The 16,652-nt window shown below is 73.1% G+C and carries 9 protein-coding genes; 6 read left to right on the top strand and 3 right to left on the bottom strand.

Annotation, left to right across the window (positions count from 1 at the left end; genetic code table 11):
* Positions 1 to 155 (bottom strand): helix-turn-helix domain-containing protein (locus CCN42_RS10835; protein ID WP_245877229.1); only part of this gene is annotated, 155 nt, incomplete at its 3' end.
* 18 nt (positions 156 to 173) lie between these two features.
* Between CCN42_RS10835 and CCN42_RS10830 the strand changes: the two genes are divergently transcribed.
* Positions 174 to 524 carry a TetR-like C-terminal domain-containing protein gene (locus tag CCN42_RS10830; RefSeq protein ID WP_086734924.1) on the top strand — a complete coding sequence of 117 codons (351 nt, stop codon included), beginning with the start codon at positions 174 to 176 and terminating at the stop codon, positions 522 to 524.
* Between the two features lie 217 nt (positions 525 to 741).
* Positions 742 to 1,398 carry a DUF6518 family protein gene (locus CCN42_RS44335; protein ID WP_245877227.1) on the top strand — a complete coding sequence of 219 codons (657 nt, stop codon included), beginning with the start codon at positions 742 to 744 and terminating at the stop codon, positions 1,396 to 1,398.
* Positions 1,399 to 1,698: 300 nt separating this feature from the next.
* Here CCN42_RS44335 and CCN42_RS10820 read toward each other — a convergent pair whose 3' ends face one another.
* Together CCN42_RS10820 and CCN42_RS10815 are read right to left on the bottom strand one after the other, a co-directional pair.
* Complete coding sequence (locus CCN42_RS10820; RefSeq protein WP_086734922.1) at positions 1,699 to 3,975, bottom strand: heavy metal translocating P-type ATPase; 2,277 nt, start codon at positions 3,973 to 3,975, stop codon at positions 1,699 to 1,701.
* Positions 3,976 to 4,053: 78 nt separating this feature from the next.
* On the bottom strand, positions 4,054 to 4,338 hold the full coding sequence (locus CCN42_RS10815; protein ID WP_086734920.1) for a heavy-metal-associated domain-containing protein: 285 nt from the start codon (positions 4,336 to 4,338) through the stop codon (positions 4,054 to 4,056).
* A gap of 606 nt (positions 4,339 to 4,944) precedes the next feature.
* Here CCN42_RS10815 and CCN42_RS10810 point away from each other — a divergent pair.
* The 4 genes from CCN42_RS10810 to CCN42_RS45610 all read left to right on the top strand — a co-directional run bounded on the left by CCN42_RS10810 (position 4,945) and on the right by CCN42_RS45610 (position 16,332).
* Positions 4,945 to 5,901 carry a hypothetical protein gene (locus CCN42_RS10810; RefSeq protein ID WP_086734918.1) on the top strand — a complete coding sequence of 319 codons (957 nt, stop codon included), beginning with the start codon at positions 4,945 to 4,947 and terminating at the stop codon, positions 5,899 to 5,901.
* Between the two features lie 527 nt (positions 5,902 to 6,428).
* On the top strand, positions 6,429 to 7,118 hold the full coding sequence (locus CCN42_RS10805; RefSeq protein ID WP_245877226.1) for a TNT domain-containing protein: 690 nt from the start codon (positions 6,429 to 6,431) through the stop codon (positions 7,116 to 7,118).
* A 13-nt stretch (positions 7,119 to 7,131) separates the two neighbouring features.
* Positions 7,132 to 7,377 carry a hypothetical protein gene (locus CCN42_RS10800; RefSeq protein ID WP_086734916.1) on the top strand — a complete coding sequence of 82 codons (246 nt, stop codon included), beginning with the start codon at positions 7,132 to 7,134 and terminating at the stop codon, positions 7,375 to 7,377.
* Positions 7,378 to 7,806: 429 nt separating this feature from the next.
* Entirely contained in the window at positions 7,807 to 16,332 is an 8,526-nt protein-coding gene (locus CCN42_RS45610; protein WP_281259488.1) for a type I polyketide synthase, read from the top strand.
* Positions 16,333 to 16,652: the final 320 nt, after the last annotated feature.

The raw sequence follows: 16,652 nt of genomic DNA, 5'->3' as shown, positions 1-16,652 counted from the left end.
TCGAGGAGCAGGCCGTCGAGGCTCTGCCAGCGTCGGTACAAGGTGCCCTGGTGTACGCCCGAGCGCTCGGCGATCTGGGCGATGGTCAACTGCGCCAAGGGCTGTTCGCGCAGCAGTTCCTCGACGGCCTGCTCCTCGACGTCGTCACCGAGCACCTCGTACACCACTCCCCCATGCCGGACACCGGCACCCTGGCAGGGGACCTGGAGCAGTACGCACGCCAGACCCTGGACGACCTCTCAGGCCCTCAGGGCAAACTGCTGCTGCGCACCCTCGTCGCCGTACGCCAGGGACCGGAGAGCGAAGCCGAACTCCCACCCGCCCTGCTGCGCCGCTACGACGAACTGCAAGCCCTGCTCGACCGTGCCGCCGCCCGCGGCGAACACCCGCCCACCGTGCAGGACGTCGTCGACCTCATCGTCGCCCCCATGTACACCGGCCTCCTCCTCGACGGAACACCCGGCGACGAAGACACCGCCCGCCGCCTCGTCGACCGCATCCACCGCCTCTCGCAAACCAGTTGACCCGACAGCACCGGCTGCTGCGCACTTCCGCTTTTCCGTCTGGGCACACAGCGACCCGACTCGACCGCCGGTCGGCACAGGCCGGGAGGCGCTGCGCTACAGGCGCGTTTCGGCGACCAGAGCGGCAGCACCTCGAGTCGCCCTATACATCATGTGTATACACCGCATGTATACACTGCGCTCATAGAGTGATCGGCGATACGAGAAAGTGACAGGTATGAGCGTATCCGCGGAGAAGACCAGGACCCCGGCGAGTCTGACGGAGCCGCGCACTGCGACGGTCACCGCTGTCGCGGCGGCAACAGCAGGCGGGCTGCTGTTCGGCGTGCTCACCAATCTGGCGCAGGGGTGGCTCCCGGGAGCCTGGAACCAGCTCGCCAACTCCGGCTCCGTGTGGGCTGCCTGCGCATTCGCCACCGGAGCCCTGCTCGCCCGCCGGGGCACCTTGTCCCGGGCTGCGGTCGGCGGGGCGGGCGCGGAGGTCGGACTCGTCATGGGGTACTACGGCTACGCCGAGTTCGGCCGCGACGGCATGGGTGCGCTGCTCTTCCCGCTCCTCTGGCTCGGCATGGCATGCGTAGCGGGGCCGCTCTTCGGCGTCGCGGGGCACTGGTGGCGGCGCGGCAAGGACGGGCGGCGCCGCATCGCCGGCCTGGCCGCGTTCGCCGGACTCTTCGGGATGGAAGGGCTGATGTACACCTGGGACCTCCGTTACATGCCCCAAGCCACGGTCTGTTTCGCGGTCTTCGCCCTCGTCCCCCTGCTCCTGGCCCGTACACACCGGGAGCGCGCCCTCACCCTGGCGGCAGCCGCGCCTTGCGCGCTGCTCGCTTACGCGATCATCGAACTGCCCCTCCGATCGGTCTCCGCCTGAGCCTTAGAGGCGTGCGGCGGAAGGCCGTGATCACGCAGACTGAGCGGTGTGCGGGCGCGATCATGCACACGGCGAGGACGCGATGGGGTATACGGCCGACGATCTGGACGGCGTAGCCGGCACAGGGGCCAACACCTTCACCCTCACCCTCGCCCTCGCCGTCACCGTCGCCGTCGCCGTCGCCGTCGCCGAGCACGGTCGCCCCCCCCTGACGGCACTCGGCCGTACCGGAGTCGCGCCAGGCTTCCGCGTTCCGTCCGCCGTGTTGCCGGATAAGGGGCGGGCGGCCACTGCCTGGGTTCAGGCGAGGGGGCGGAAGGACCGCAGGCGCAGGCTGTTGCCGACGACGAAGACCGAGGAGAACGCCATGGCGGCTCCGGCGATCATCGGGTTGAGCAGTCCGGCCGCGGCCAGCGGCAGGGCCGCGACGTTGTAGCCGAAGGCCCAGAAGAGGTTGGACTTGATGGTGCCCAGGGTGTTGCGGGACAACCGGATCGCGTCGACCGCCGCACGCAGGTCTCCGCGGACCAGGGTCAGGTCGCCGGCCTCGATGGCGGCGTCGGTGCCGGTGCCCATGGCCAGCCCGAGGTCGGCCTGGGCGAGCGCGGCCGCGTCATTGACACCATCGCCCACCATGGCCACGCTGCGCCCTTCGGCCTGCAGGCGCTTGACCGTCTCGACCTTGTCCTCGGGCATCACCTCCGCGATGACCTGGTCGATACCGACCTCTGCCGCCACCGCTTCGGCGACGGCCCGGTTGTCGCCGGTCAGCAGGATCGGTGTCAGCCCAAGGGCCTTCAGGCGGGTGACGGCCTCGGCGCTGGTGGCCTTGACGGCGTCTGCGACCTCGAGAACCGCGCGGGCCTCGCCGTCCCACGCCACCGCGATGGCGGTCCGGCCGGCGGCCTCAGCCGCGGCCTTGGCCTCCTTCAGGGCGTCGGGCAGTTCGATGGCCCACTCGGCCAGCAGCCTCTCGCGGCCCACCAGGACGGCGTGGCCCTCGACGATGCCCTGGACGCCGAGGCCGGTGATGTTGGCGAAGTCCTCCGGGCCGGGCAGGTCTCCCACCTCGGTGGCGGCACCCTGGGCGACGGCCTGGGCGATGGGGTGCTCGGAGGCGTGCTCCAGTGCACCGGCCAGGCGCAGCACCTCGGTGCCGTCCGTGCCCTCGGCGGTGTGGACGGCGAGGAGGGTCATCCTGCCGGTGGTGACGGTGCCGGTCTTGTCCAGGAGAATCATGTCGACCTTGCGGGTCGACTCCAGGACCTCCGGGCCCTTGATGAGGATGCCGAGCTGGGCACCACGTCCGGTGCCGACCAGGAGCGCGGTCGGGGTCGCGAGCCCCAGGGCGCACGGGCAGGCGATGATCAGTACGGCGACGGCGGCGGTGAACGCGGCGGTCCAGCCCGCCCCGTTGCCCAGCCAGAAGCCGAGGGTGCCGAGCGCGAGCGCGATGACGATGGGGACGAAGACTCCGGAGATCCGGTCGGCGAGGCGCTGGGCGGCGGCCTTCCCGTTCTGCGCGTCCTCGACCAGCTTGGCCATCCGGGCGAGATGGGTGTCGGCGCCGACCCGGGTGGCCTCGACGACCAGACGGCCGCCGGCGTTCAGAGTGGCGCCCGTGACGCTGTCGCCGACCGAGACCTCGACGGGGACGGACTCGCCGGTGAGCATCGACGCGTCCACCGCGGACGAGCCCTCGACCACCAGGCCGTCGGTGGCGATCTTCTCTCCGGGGCGGACCACGAAGTGGTCGCCCACCTGCAGCCCCCCGGTCGGGATGCGCTCCTCACGGCCGCCGCGCAGCACGGTGACGTCCTTCGCTCCGAGTTCCAGCAGGGCCTTGAGCGCGGCGCCGGCCTTGCGCTTGGAGCGGGCCTCGAAGTAGCGGCCCGCCAGGATGAAGGCCGTGACTCCGGCCGCGGCTTCGAGGTAGATGTTGGCCGAGCCGTCGGTGCGGGTGATGGTCAGCTCGAATGGATGCGTCATTCCGGGCGTGCCCGCGGTGCCGAGGAACAGCGCCCACAGCGACCACAGGAACGCCGCCGAGGTCCCGAGGGAGATGAGAGTGTCCATGGTGGCGGCGCCGTGCCGGGCATTGGTGAACGCAGCCTTGTGGAACGGCCAGGCCGCGTAGGTGACGACCGGCGCGGCGAGGGTCAGAGAGAGCCACTGCCAGTGCTCGAACTGCAGGGCCGGGGCCATCGCCATCGCGATCACCGGGACCGACAGCACCAGCGCGGTGATCAGCCGCTGCCGAAGCGGCCGCAAGGCAGCCGCCTCGTCCGCGCTCACCTCCCCGGGGCCGCTCGCACCAGGATCACCGGCGGGGGCTCTGGGCGGTTCGGGTTCGCGGGCGGTGTAGCCGGTCGCCTCGACGGCGCCTATCAGGTCCGCGACGCTCACCTCGACGTCAAAGGTGACCTTCGCCTTCTCCGTCGCGTAGTTGACGGTCGCGCTCACGCCCTCCATGCGGTTGAGCTTCTTCTCGATCCGGGCCGCGCACGAGGCGCAGGTCATGCCGCCGATGGCGAGTTCGACCTCGGTGGTGCCGGTGGTCGCGGTGATGGTGCTCATGCGTACTCCTCGTGCCGACGGACGGCCGGGGCGCGGTTGGGCCCCGGCCGTCCGGAAAGAGAAAGGGGAAGCGATGGGTCAGGCGGCGCGGCCGGTGATTTCGTAGCCCGCGTCGCGCACGACGTCGGTGATCACCTTGTCGTCCAGTTCGCCAGAGCTGATCACGGTCACCTGGCCGGAGGCGATGTCCACCTCCACGCGGCTGACACCTTCCACACCCCCGATCGCCTTGGTGAGCGTGTCCTTGCAGTGGCCACAGGTCATACCCGCCACCGCGTAGACGGTTCGGGTCCCCTCCACGGCCACCGACGAGTCGGCGGTGGTGGAGCAGGTGTTGTTAGGGGAGCAGCAGGACGAAGACATGCGGGTTCTCCATTACCAGGCGGGACGGATACCCCTAGGGGGTATCTGGAATGACTTTAGATATACCCCGTACCCGTATGCAAGGCAAGGGGTGAACGGCTGCACGACTGCGGCGCCCTCGCACGAAATCGGCCGACACGCGGCAGGTGGTCCGCGAGGTTCTCTCCGCGCCTCCACCGTCACGCAAGGGTGTGACCTGCTGCAACGACATGCAGCCCGCCGATCGGGACACTCCCGCCCGCACCTCCCAGGGCACGCGGGGGGCGAGCCGGTGACGGCGGCCGAGGGCACGCGCGGTGTCCGAATCGGCGGGCCGCATGTCATTGCGGCCGCCACTGGAGGCGGAAACCACGCCTCCCTGGACAGCGCCACCCCTGCCGCCCGACTCCACGCCCGCCAGCGCCCGACAACGAGCGCCCCCGGCGCACGGCAGCTGGCGGCTGGCAGTTGACGGCTGACGGCTGACGGCGCGCGACGTCTAGCCCGCCCCGAAACCCCCGCCGAGGCGACACGCCAAGTCGCCCTGCTTGACTACATACCCTAGGGGGGTATGTTGCGGCGTGGGAGCCGGCCGACGCCTACTCCACTCTTCGTCCGGAGGCAACGATGAACAACACCCTCAAGGTCACCGTGTTCGCAGTCGCGCTCGGCATGACGTTCAGCGCCGCGTACGGCATAGGAACCGCGGCCGATCCGATCACCGCTCCCCCCGCTGGCTCACAGCACGCCCCACACCAGGAGAACACCGCGATGAACCACCGCGAGCAGCACCCGGAAAAAACGTCGGCCCTCCCCGCCGGACTGCAGGTCTCCCGGGACGGCTACACCCTCGACCTCCACACCCCGCGCATCACCGCGGGCCGGGAGACCTCCCTGCGCTTCGCCATCAAGGACGAAAGCGGCAAGCCCGTCACCGACTACACCAAGACCCATGACAAGGAACTCCACCTCATCGTCGCCTCACACGACCTGAACACCTTTCGCCACCTGCACCCCACCCGCAACGCCGACGGCACCTGGAGCACCCCTGTCGAGCTGCCCGCGGCAGGCGATTACCGCGTCTTCGCCGACTTCACCCCGGCCAAGCCGGGAGCCACCGGCCTGACCCTCGGCGCCGACCTCGCCGTCGCCGGCGCCTACCAGCCCCGCGAGCTGCCCCCGCAGCGGGCCACAGCCGAGACCGACGGCTACACCGTCACCCTGAGCGGCAACCTCGTCCCCGGTGCGATGAGCGAGGTGACGCTGAGCGTGGCCAAGGACGGCAAGCCAGTCACCGACCTCGAGCCCTACCTCGGTGCCTACGGCCACCTCGTCGCCCTGCGCGCCGGAGACCTCGCCTACCTCCACGTCCACCCCGAAGGCGAACCCGGCGACGCCGTCACCCAGCCCGGCCCCGCCATCACCTTCATGGCCACCGCCCCCACCCTCGGCACGTACCGTCTCTTCCTCGACTTCAAGCACCGAGACACCGTCCACACCGCCGCCTTCACCGTCCACACCGGCACCACCACGGCAGGCACCGGCAGCCCCGGCGGGCACAGCCATGACGGCAAGGGACACTGAATCCGCCCGAGCGTCCCCCCGTCCCCGAGGCAGCCGCGCGCGGTGGCGGATCTGTCGGGCGGTCAGCCGACGGCCGCAAGGCACCCCTGACCGAACCGGGAAACTCACACCACCGCCACGTGCGAGCACACCGGTGAAGCGCACTGGGCGCCGGAAACACCCCGCTCAAGGGACTGACCGGCGCCGACCTCCGCCACGGGGTCCGCCCCCGCCCTGACACCGCGCCGCGCCGCGGTGGGAAGACCCGCGGAACCGTTCGACCGGCTGCCAGTCGGAGGTTGGGTGATGCCGGACGGCCACCCCGCCGCCGGCTGCGGGAACACCAGTCCATGCTGTCGCCTGGTCGTTGAACTTCACTCCGAACGAGTCCGGGCGGTCGCATTCTGAAGTCGGGCGATCGACGACGCCCCGGCGACTTCAGCTTCCGGAATCACCGCGCACGTTGCGCTGCCGCTTCGCCGCACGGCGCGGCGAACCTGCGGATCCGGAAAAGGGCTCCGCCGTCGACACGCACAGGAGTACGACACGTGAAGAACCGCACGCGCGCTGCCCTGTCCGCCCTCGCCCTGGCTCTGACCACGACACTGACCCCTGCTGCCGCGACCGCCGCCCCTGACGAGCCTCGCCGCGCGGCACAGACGGGACCGCGCCCGGCCTCGTGCACCGGTGCCTACCAGGGCGACGCTCGGCTGGGCCCGGAACACCTGCCCCGCTCCTGGGAGGCGCCGGTGGGCCCACTGCTGAGGAACTACCAGCGCACCGGCGGCCTGTCGACGCGCGCGTTCCTGGCCAAGTACTGGAAGGACGGAGACGCCAGTGGGCCGGCGGGCTGGAAGTACCCGCCCAATGACGGCTTCACCGAGACCAACGGCGAGGTCGACAAGCACGTCGAGGTCCTCGAGGTGGGCGAGGACCTGGACCGCTTCGGCTCCGAGTACGGCTCCTACCTCGCCCCGGCCGGCGACCCTTACGCCAAGCGGGCCCTGCCGCCGCAGAACCTCAACACCCGTGAACCTGCCTACCCCTGCGACTACCACCGCTACACCGTCGAGCAGCCTTTCCCGGTCTGGCAGGGCGTCATCGCCCCCTGGTTCGAACAGCCCGGCGGCGGCCAGCAGATCAAACTCGACCCCGCGCTGCTTCCCCCCGGGGACGGAGAGCGCCTGAACGTCAAATGGCTGTTGGACCACGGCTATCTCACCCGCGCCGCCGGATAGCGAAGACGCCGACATGGACCGCCACGCCCTGCACACCGCACTGCGTACCGCGGGCGTGGCCGACGGCCACTACTTCATTCAAGGCGTTCACGAACCCTCACCCCCGCCCACCGACTTCCTCTACCTGCGCCACTCCCCCGACGAGCCAGGCACGTGGGAGGTCGGCGCCTACGAGCGAGGCACCTGGGAAAGCATCACCCGGCACAGACGGGAAGCAGACGCCTGCACACACCTGCTGCGACTGCTCACCAGGACCTGAATGCCCACGAGCAGCCGCCCGGTCCGCGACACGCCGGTGACTGGCACCGCAGGTGAGGGCACTCTGGCCCACTCCGGCCGCCCCGGTGACACCGTCCAGACCCGGGCTCCGCACTCTTACCTGCGCGGCGCAACCAGAACCGCCGCCATCTGCGTGACCGGGGTCGGAAAGACACGAAGACAGCGTCAGGGTCGTCGTGCGTCTCACCACTGCCGACGCGGACGGTCCGACGGGAACCTTCCAGGACCAGAACGGACACGTGCCCTGGTAGCCCCGTGGGAACGGTCGGCAGGAAGGAGCCCGCCGGGCTGCCCCCGACCATTCCCACGGGACCTGCGAACCGATCTCGTCAGCCGACTCCAACCGAAAGGTCGTCAACACGCCCAGTGCCGGGCCTTGCCCGTGATCGTCGGTCGACGACAGCATCTGGTGGCCTGGTTCACGACGTCCGCCGTGCTGGTGTCCCGAGGGAACCGGACGGAGCGCGCCGCCATCCTCACCTACGAGTCCACGGGAGGGTTCGAGCGAGTGAGTACGGACGCGGACGTCATCAAGCCGCTTCCCGAGGTGCTTCGGGAGCATGCCCGGCGGCTCGGGGAGAAGGTCGCCTTCGAGGACCGCCGTACGCGGCTGACCTACCGGGACCTGGAGCGCAGGACAGAGCGGCTGGCCGGTCACCTGGCGGGGGCCGGTCTGGCGCGGGGTGAGCGGGTGGCCATCCTGCTCGGCAACCGTGTGGAGGCGGTCGAGAGCCTGCTCGCCGTCACCCGGGCGAGCGGAGTGGGCGTACCGCTGGATCCCGGGAGCGCGTGGTCGGAGCTGGACCGACTGCTGGACGACTGCGGTGCGCGCGTGCTCATCACCGATGAGGCCCGGCTGCGGTGTCGGCGGGGACTGCTGTCCCGTCCCGGGCTGATCGTGGTGGCGGCCGAGGGCGGTGAGGAGGACGCGGCCACCGCGTCGTCCGGGGACTGCGGCCCGCCCGCGGAGGGAATCGCTGCGACGGGCGACGTCCTGCGGTACGAGGTGCTGGCGGGTACGGACGGGGGGACGCCCGCCCGGGACGATCTCGGGCTGGACGAGGTGGCCTGGCTGCTCTACACCTCCGGGTCCTCCGGCAGCCCCAAGGGGGTCCTGTCCACTCAGCGCAACCGCCTGGCGCCGGTCGCGGCGGGCCTCGTCGGTGTCCTCGGCCTGTCGGAACGGGACCGGGTGCTGTGGCCGTTGCCCCTCCATCACGCCATGAGCCAGGTGGTCTGCGTCCTCGGAGTGACCGCGACCGGGGCGAGCGCCATGCTCCCGCCCCGGTTCTCGGTGGCGGAGGTGCTGGCCGAACTGCGCCGCACGGATGCCCCCTACACCCTCCTCGGCGGGGTACCGACGACGTACTCGGCCCTGCTCGACGCTGTCCGGAGCGAGGAGGGCGAGACGGACGGCCGCCGGCTCGGCACGGCCGCGCTGCGGGGCTGCGTCAGCGGGGGCGCCTCGGCGGGACCCGAGTTCCGCAGGTCCTTCGAGGCCATCTGCCGCGCCCCCTACCTGGAGCACTACGGCAGCACCGAGGCGGGCCCGGTCACCATGGCGGCGCCGGACGACACCCCGGCGGCCGGGCCGTGCGGCCGGGTGCTGCCCGGCACCCGGGTCCGGGTCGGCGGAGGCGCGGACGGACAGGACACCGGCGAGGGTGAGTTGTGGGTGAGCGGGCCCGGGGTCATGGCCGGCTACCACGGCAGGCCGGAGGCCACCGCCGAGGTACTGCGCGACGGCTGGTTCCGCACCGGGGACCTGGCCAGGATCGGCGCCTCCGGCGAGCTCGTGATCACCGGCCGGGCGAGTGAGCTGATCATCCGGGGTGGAGTCAACATCCACCCGTCGGAGGTGGAGGCGGTGCTGCGGCGGCTGCCCGGTGTGGCGGACGCCGCCGTGGCGGGACGCCCGCACCCCGTCTTCGGTGAGGTACCGGTCGGCTACCTGGTCCCCCGGCCGAGCGGCGGTGTGCTGGACCGGGGGGCGATCCTGGCCGCCTGCCGTGCGGAGCTGTCCGCTGTCAAGGTGCCCGCCGAGCTGTACGAGGTGGAGGACATCCCCCGTACCGCCTCCGGGAAAGTCCGGCGGCACGCCCTCGCCGACCGGCCCGCGCGGACGCTGGGCACCGGGGCGGCCGGAGAGCCGGCGGCGGACCTGCTGGCCCTGGTGCGCAGCGAGGCGGCGGCCGTGCTCGGGCGCACGGCGGAAGCGGTCGAACCCGAAACGGCGCTCCGCGATCTGGGCATGGACTCGCTGACGGCGACCATGCTGCGGGAGCGGTTGTCGGCTGCGACCGGCCTTCCGCTCTCCGAGGCCGTCGCCTTCGACTTCCCCACGGCCGCCGCGCTCGCCGCCCACCTGCGGGCGCGGAGCGCCGCCGCGCCGTCCGACGCCGGGACCGCGCACCGGGGCGTGGCCCGGTCGGACGACGACCCCGTGGTGATCGTGGGGATGGCCTGCCGTTATCCCGGCGGCGTGAACTCCCCCGAGGAGTTGTGGCAGCTGGTGGCCGACGGGAGGGACGCCATCGGTCCGTTCCCCACGGACCGGGGCTGGGACACGGAGGCGCTGTACGACCCGGACCCCGGGCGGCCCGGGCGGACGTACGTGCGCGAGGGCGGCTTCCTGACCGGTGTGGACCGCTTCGACCCCGGCTTCTTCGGCATCTCCCCCCGCGAGGCTCCGGCCATGGACCCGCAGCACCGGCTGCTGCTCGAGGTGGCGTGGGAGGCGTTCGAGCGCGCGGGGCTCGTCCCCCGCACGCTGCGCGGCTCGTCGGCCGGGGTGTACGTCGGGCTGATGTACAGCGACTACGCCGGCCGTCTCACGGAGACACCCGAGCATGTCGAGGGCTACCTCGGCATCGGCAACGCCGGAAGCGTCGCCTCCGGCCGCATCGCCTACACCTTCGGCCTGGAGGGCCCGGCCATCACGGTGGACACGGCCTGCTCCTCCTCCTTGGTCGCCCTGCACCTGGCAGCCCAGGCGCTGCGCCGCGGCGAGTGCTCCTTCGCGCTGGCCGGCGGGGTCACGGTGATGTCGGGGCCCTCGTCGTTCGTGGAGTTCAGCCGGCAGCGGGCGCTGTCCCCGGACGGCCGCTGCAAGGCGTTCGGCGCGTCCGCCGACGGCACGGGGTGGGCCGAGGGCGTTGGCATGCTGCTGTTGAGCCGGTTGTCCGAGGCGCGCCGCGCCGGGCTTCCGGTGCTGGCCGTGGTGCGCGGCTCGGCGGTGAACCAGGACGGGGCGAGCAACGGACTGACGGCGCCGCACGGACCGGCACAGCAGCGGGTGATCCTGCAGGCCCTCGCGGACGCGGGGCTGGCTCCCGGGGACGTCGACGCGGTGGAGGCGCACGGCACCGGTACCCGGCTGGGCGACGTCATCGAGGCGGAGGCGTTCCTGGCGACGTACGGGCGGGAGGAACGGGAGCGTCCGCTGTGGCTGGGCTCGGTGAAGTCGAACATCGGTCACACGCAGGCCGCCGCCGGGGTGGCCGGCGTGATCAAGACGGTACAGGCGATGGCACACGGCATGCTGCCGCGTACGCTGCACGCCGACGAGCCGACCGGCCGGGTCGACTGGTCGTCGGGACGGCTGGCGCTGCTGAACCGGGCGGTGGAGTGGCCGAGGACGGACCGCCCGCGCCGGGCGGGGGTGTCCTCCTTCGGCATCAGCGGCACCAACGCCCATGTGGTGCTCGAAGAGGCACCGGCGGACCGGGACACCCCGCCGCCGGTCGCCGGGGCGGACGACGGAGCCGTGACCGGTCGTGCCGACGGCGGGGCGGCACCGGTGTCCGTGCCTGTTCCGGTGTCGGCGAGGAGCGGGCCGGGACTGCGAGCCCAGGCGCGGCGGTTGTACGACCGGGTGGCCGCCGACCCGGACGCGGCCCCGGTGGACATCGGGTACTCGCTGGCCACCACCCGGGCGGCCTTCGAGCACCGGGCCGTGGTGGTGGCCCGGGACCGCGCGGAACTGCTCACCTCCCTGCGGGCGGTGGCGGAGGGCTCACCCCGGCCCCGGGTGCGGACGGGTACGTCCCGCCGCCGGGGCCCGCTGGCCCTCCTCTTCACCGGCCAGGGCAGCCAGCGTGTCGGCATGGGACGAGAGCTGTACGAGTCCCGGGGACTGCATCCGAGCTTCGCCCGGTCGTTCGACGAGAGCTGCTCCCTGCTCGACCCGCTGCTGCCGGTGCCGCTGCGGGACGTCGTGTTCGCCGGCCCGGACACCGAGACGGGTGCGCTCCTGCACACGACCCGGTTCGCGCAGCCCGCGCTCTTCGCCCTGGAGACGGCACTGTTCCGGCTGCTCGAGGACTGGGGCGTGCGCCCGGATCTGGTGGCCGGCCACTCGGTGGGCGAGGTGACCGCGGCGCATGCCGCCGGAGTGCTGTCCCTTGAGGACGCCTGCACCCTGGTGGCGGCCCGGGGCCGGCTGATGGACGCGCTGCCCCCGGGCGGTGCGATGGCCGCCGTGGCCGCCGGTGCGGACGAGGTGGCCGCCCATCTGGCGGAGACGGGGCGTCCGGTGGAGATCGCCGCCGTCAACGGGCCCGCCTCGGTGGTCGTCTCCGGGGACGAGGCCGCGGTGGAGAAGACCGTCGCGTACTTCCGGGAGCGGGGCCGGTCCACGGCACCGCTGCGGGTGGGCCACGCCTTCCACTCGGTGCGGATGGAACCCATGCTGGCCGATTTCGCGGAGGTCGTGCGGGGCCTCTCCTTCGCCACGCCGCGCGTTCCCCTGGTCACCGCCGTATCGGGCCGGGCGGCCGGCGACGAGGAACTGAGCGCACCGGAGTTCTGGGTGGACCACGTCCGCCGCCCGGTCCGCTTCGCCGAATCGGTGGCGTACCTCCGGGACCGGGGCGCGGCGCACTACGTCGAGCTGGGCCCGGACGGGGTGCTCACCGGCCTGGTCCGCAGGTGCCTCACCGCGCCCCGCCCGGCTCCGGCGGACCCGGGCGGGGACGGAGCGCCCGGCGGCGAGCGGGCGCCACTGGTCCTGCCGACCCTGCGCGGGGCGCGGCCGGAGGCGGACGCCCTGCTCGACACGGTGGCCGCGCTGCACACCCATGGCGTGCCGGTGGACTGGCGGGCCGTCTTCGCCGGGCGCGGCGGGCGGCGCGTCACCCTGCCCACGTACGCCTTCCAGCGCCGCCGGTACTGGCTCGACGCGACCCCACGGCACCGGCCCTCTCCCTCACCGGACGCGCCGGCCCATCCGGTCCTGTCGTCCCGCACCCCGACGGCCGACGACGACGGGCTGCTGCTGAGCGGCCTGCTCTCGGTGCACGACCAGCCCTGGCTGACCGGCCATGTGGTGGCGGGAGCGGTGCTGCTGCCGGGGGCCGCGTTCGTGGAGATGGCCCTGCACGCCGGTGAGTCGGCCGGCACGCCCGTCCTGGACGAACTCGCCCTGACCGCACCACTGCCGCTGCCCGCGGACGGCGCGGTCGAGCTGCAGGTGAAGGTGTCCGGGCCGGACGGCGCGGGACGGCGGACCGTGGTCTTCCACGCCCGGCCGCGCACGCCGGACGGTGACCGGCCCTGGCAGCGGCACGCCTCCGGGACGCTCGTGCCGGAGCCGGAGCCGGAGCCGGAGCCTGAGCCGCAGCCGGCGGGCCGCGGAGCGGCTGCGACCGGAGCCGGCAGCGGGCCCTGGCCACCGCCGGGCGCGGTACCGCTGCATGCCGGCCGACCGGACGCCGATCGGTACGAGTGGCTCGCCAGGAGCGGGCTGAGCTACGGCCCCGCCTTCCGTGGTCTGCGCGCGGCCTGGAGACTCGGGGCCGAGCTGTATGCCGAAGTCGCGCTCCCCGAGGCCGCAGGGGCTACGCTCCCGCAAGCCGGCGGCCCGGAGTTCATACTCCATCCCGCCCTGCTGGACGCGGCGCTGCACGCCCTGGCACTCGACGGCCACGCCTCGGAACCTGGCGGGAGGAGCGGCGGTGGGGTCTCCCTGCCGTTCGCCTTCAGCGGGGTGCGGCTGCACACGGCCGGCGCGCGGCGGCTACGGGTGAGAATCACGCCCGGGCCGGACGGACGGGCCGGGGTGGAGCTGACCGAAGCGTCGGGCGCGCCGGTGGCGGCGGTACGTTCGCTGACGCTCCGGCCCCTTCCCCGTACCGGATCGGGAACGGCTGTTGCGGTCACCGGGGGGCTCCACCGGATGGACTGGGTGCCGCTGCCCGAGCCGCCCGCCCTTGCGGCGACGCCCTCGTGGGGCGTTCTGGAAGCAGCCGGCACACCGCTGGTGGACGTGCTCGCGCCCCGGAACTCCGGCGTCCCGGTGTACGCCGGCCCGGAGACGGGCGACGCGGCCCCGGCCGTCCTCGTCGCACCGTGCCCGCCGCCACCGGCGGCGACCGGTGATACGCGGGATCCGGCGGCGGGGACCCGATGGGCGGCGGGCTGGGCACTGAAGCTTGTCCAGGAGTGGCTCGCCGAACCGCGTCCGGCGGACTCCCGTCTCGTCCTCGTCACCTCCGGCGCCGTGACCCCGCACGCTGGAGGTTCGGCCGACGGCGGCTCGGTGGACGGTGGCAACGGTCCAGGAGACTCCGGCGCACCCGGCGCAGACACGTCCGTGCCGGCCCACGCGCCGATATGGGGACTGATCCGCTCGGCCCAGCGGGAGAATCCGGGCCGTTTCGCCCTGGTCGACACGGACGGTCATCCCGACTCCTGGCGCCTCCTCCCCGGCCTGCTGGCCGCCGCGGCGCCGGAGATCGCCGTACGACGGGGAACGGCGTACGTCCCGAGGCTGGTACGGGTGACCGGGACGACGGAGGAACAACGGCCCGTGAGGCGGCTGGGTCCTGAGGGCACCGTCCTGGTCACCGGCGGCACCGGTTCCCTGGGCATGCTCGTGGCACGGCACCTGGTCACCGCCCATGGCGTCCGGCACCTGGTGCTCGCCGGCCGACGCGGACGGGACGCACCCGGGGTGAAGGAACTCGTCGCGGAACTGGGCGAGTCGGGCGCCGAGGTGACCGTCCGGGCGTGCGACGTCGCGGACCGGACGGCGCTCGCCGCCCTGCTCGACTCGGTGCCGGCGGCCCATCCGCTGACCGGCGTGGTGCATGCGGCGGGGGTGCTGGACGACGGGATCGTCCCGTCACTCACCACCGGTCGTCTGGAGCGGGTGCTGCGGCCCAAGGCGGACGCCGCCCTCACTCTGCACGAGCTGACCCGGGAGTGCGACCTGTCCATGTTCGCGCTGTTCTCCTCGGTGGCGGGTGCCTTCGGCTCCGCAGGTCAGGCCAACTACGCGGCTGCCAATTGCGTGCTGGACGCGCTGGCACAGCACCGCAGGCGGCTGGGTATGCCCGGTACGTCGATCGTCTGGGGTCCCTGGCGGCAGAACGGGGGCATGATGGCGCACCTCGGTGACGCGGACCTGCGGCGGATGGCCCGCTCGGGGTTCGGCCCGTTGGAGGAGGGCGAGGGCCTGGCCCTCTTCGACTCCGCCGTGGCGGGGGACGACCCGGTGGTGGTGGCGGCCCGCCTCGATCCGCGCACCCTCAGCGGTGGCGATCCGGCGGTGGACCGGTCCCGGACGCCCGTCTCCGTCGCAGCGGGCGCGGGCGGCGGGGCTGTGCTCGGCCGGCGGCTGGCGGCCGCTTCCCCGGGTGAGCGGAGCGGACTGCTGCTCACGGAGGTACGGGCCCTGGCGGCCTCGGTACTGGGTCACCCCGAGGGGGCGAGCGCGATCGACGAGGACGATCTGCTGGCAGACCTGGGGCTCGACTCCCTGGCCGCGGTCGATCTGCGCAACCTGCTCGTGACGTCGACGGGCCTGGCGCTGCCGGCCACGCTGCTGCTGGACTTCCCGACCCCGCGAGCAGTCGCCGCCGAGCTGGCGGAGCGGTACGCCCGCGAGGCGACTCCTCCCGGCTCCCCCGGAGGGTCGGCTGCCGTCGGCCATCCGGACAGCTTCGGCCATCCGGACAGCTTCGGCCGTCCGGCGGACGACGGTGTTTCCGGTCCCGGAGCTTCCGGCCGGTCGGAAGACCCGCCGCGGGTGGCGGGCCGCCCGGACGCCGCAGCTGCTTCGGACATCTCCCTGGGCGCGCTGTTCCGCACCGCCTGCGACCGCGGGCGGACGTGGGACGGCATGGCGCTGCTCACCATCGCCGCGCGCCTCCGTCCGGTCTTCGACACGGCCGGCGCGTCCCGTGCGGCACTCGCCCCCGTCACGCTCGCACCGGGCGGCGCGGGGCCCCGGCTGGTCTGCTTCCCCGCCCTCAGCGTGCTCTCGGGGCCCCAGGAGTACGCGCGCTTCGGCGTCGGGCTGCGGGGTCTGCGACCGGTATCGGCGGTGCGGCATCCGGGGTTCGCGGCCGGGGAGACGCTGCCGGCCACTCTGGACGCCCTCGTCACCGCTCAGGCCGCTGCCGTCCGCGCGGTCGCGGGTGATGGTCCGGTGGTCCTGCTGGGCCGCTCGGCCGGTGGCTGGGTGGCCCAGGCCGTGGCTGAGCGGCTGGAGGCCGAAGGCTCCGCCCCGCTCGCCGTCGTCCTGGTGGACACCTATCCGAGCAGTGACGACCGTGGGCAGGCGCTCTCCGCGATGACGTCGGAGATGCTGCACCGGGCCGCGGAGTTCCCCTCGGCCGACCCGGACCGGCTCACCGCCATGGCCGGGTACTTCGAGCTGTTCGCCGGCTGGGAGCCCTCACCACTCGATGCCCCCACCCTCTTCGTACGGGCCCGGGACCCGCTGCCCGGCACGGAGCCCGCCCCGGTCTGGAGCCTGCCGCACGCCGAAGTCACCGTGCCCGGTGACCACTTCACCGTGCTGGAGGAGCACGCCCGTACCACCGCGCTCGCAGTCCACCACTGGCTGGCCGATCCTGACCGACGCCGCCCCGGTGCCCCGCACCGGTCGGAGGGTCCCGACGACCCGCTGCTGCCCGGGGAGGCACGGTGACCTCGATCCGCCTGGATCGTACGGCGACGGCCACGCGCGGGCCCGACGGGTTCCGGGCCTCCAGGTGGCCTGGGAGCCTGGCGGCCAGGTCTTCGCCCTCGCGGCCGTCATGGAGGTGCGGCGGTCGGCGCGTGGCCACCGGTCAATACCGTGCCGTAGTGGCGGCATTTGCGGAAGGCGAAGTCGTCGACGCCGGGCATCCACGTCTCTCCACCTCGCCGGTCTCCGGTTCGGGAAGGGCCCTCACCAGCCGTACGGAGGGTGTCCTTGCCCACGGCGAGGCCGGCCGCGGCCGCCGGACGAGCTCCCGCCCGGCGCCG

This window comes from Streptomyces glaucescens, from assembly GCF_002154375.1.
Lineage (GTDB): Bacteria > Actinomycetota > Actinomycetes > Streptomycetales > Streptomycetaceae > Streptomyces > Streptomyces glaucescens.
The sequence above is the reverse complement of the archived record's forward strand: the minus strand, read 5'-3'. Positions and strand labels throughout refer to the sequence as shown.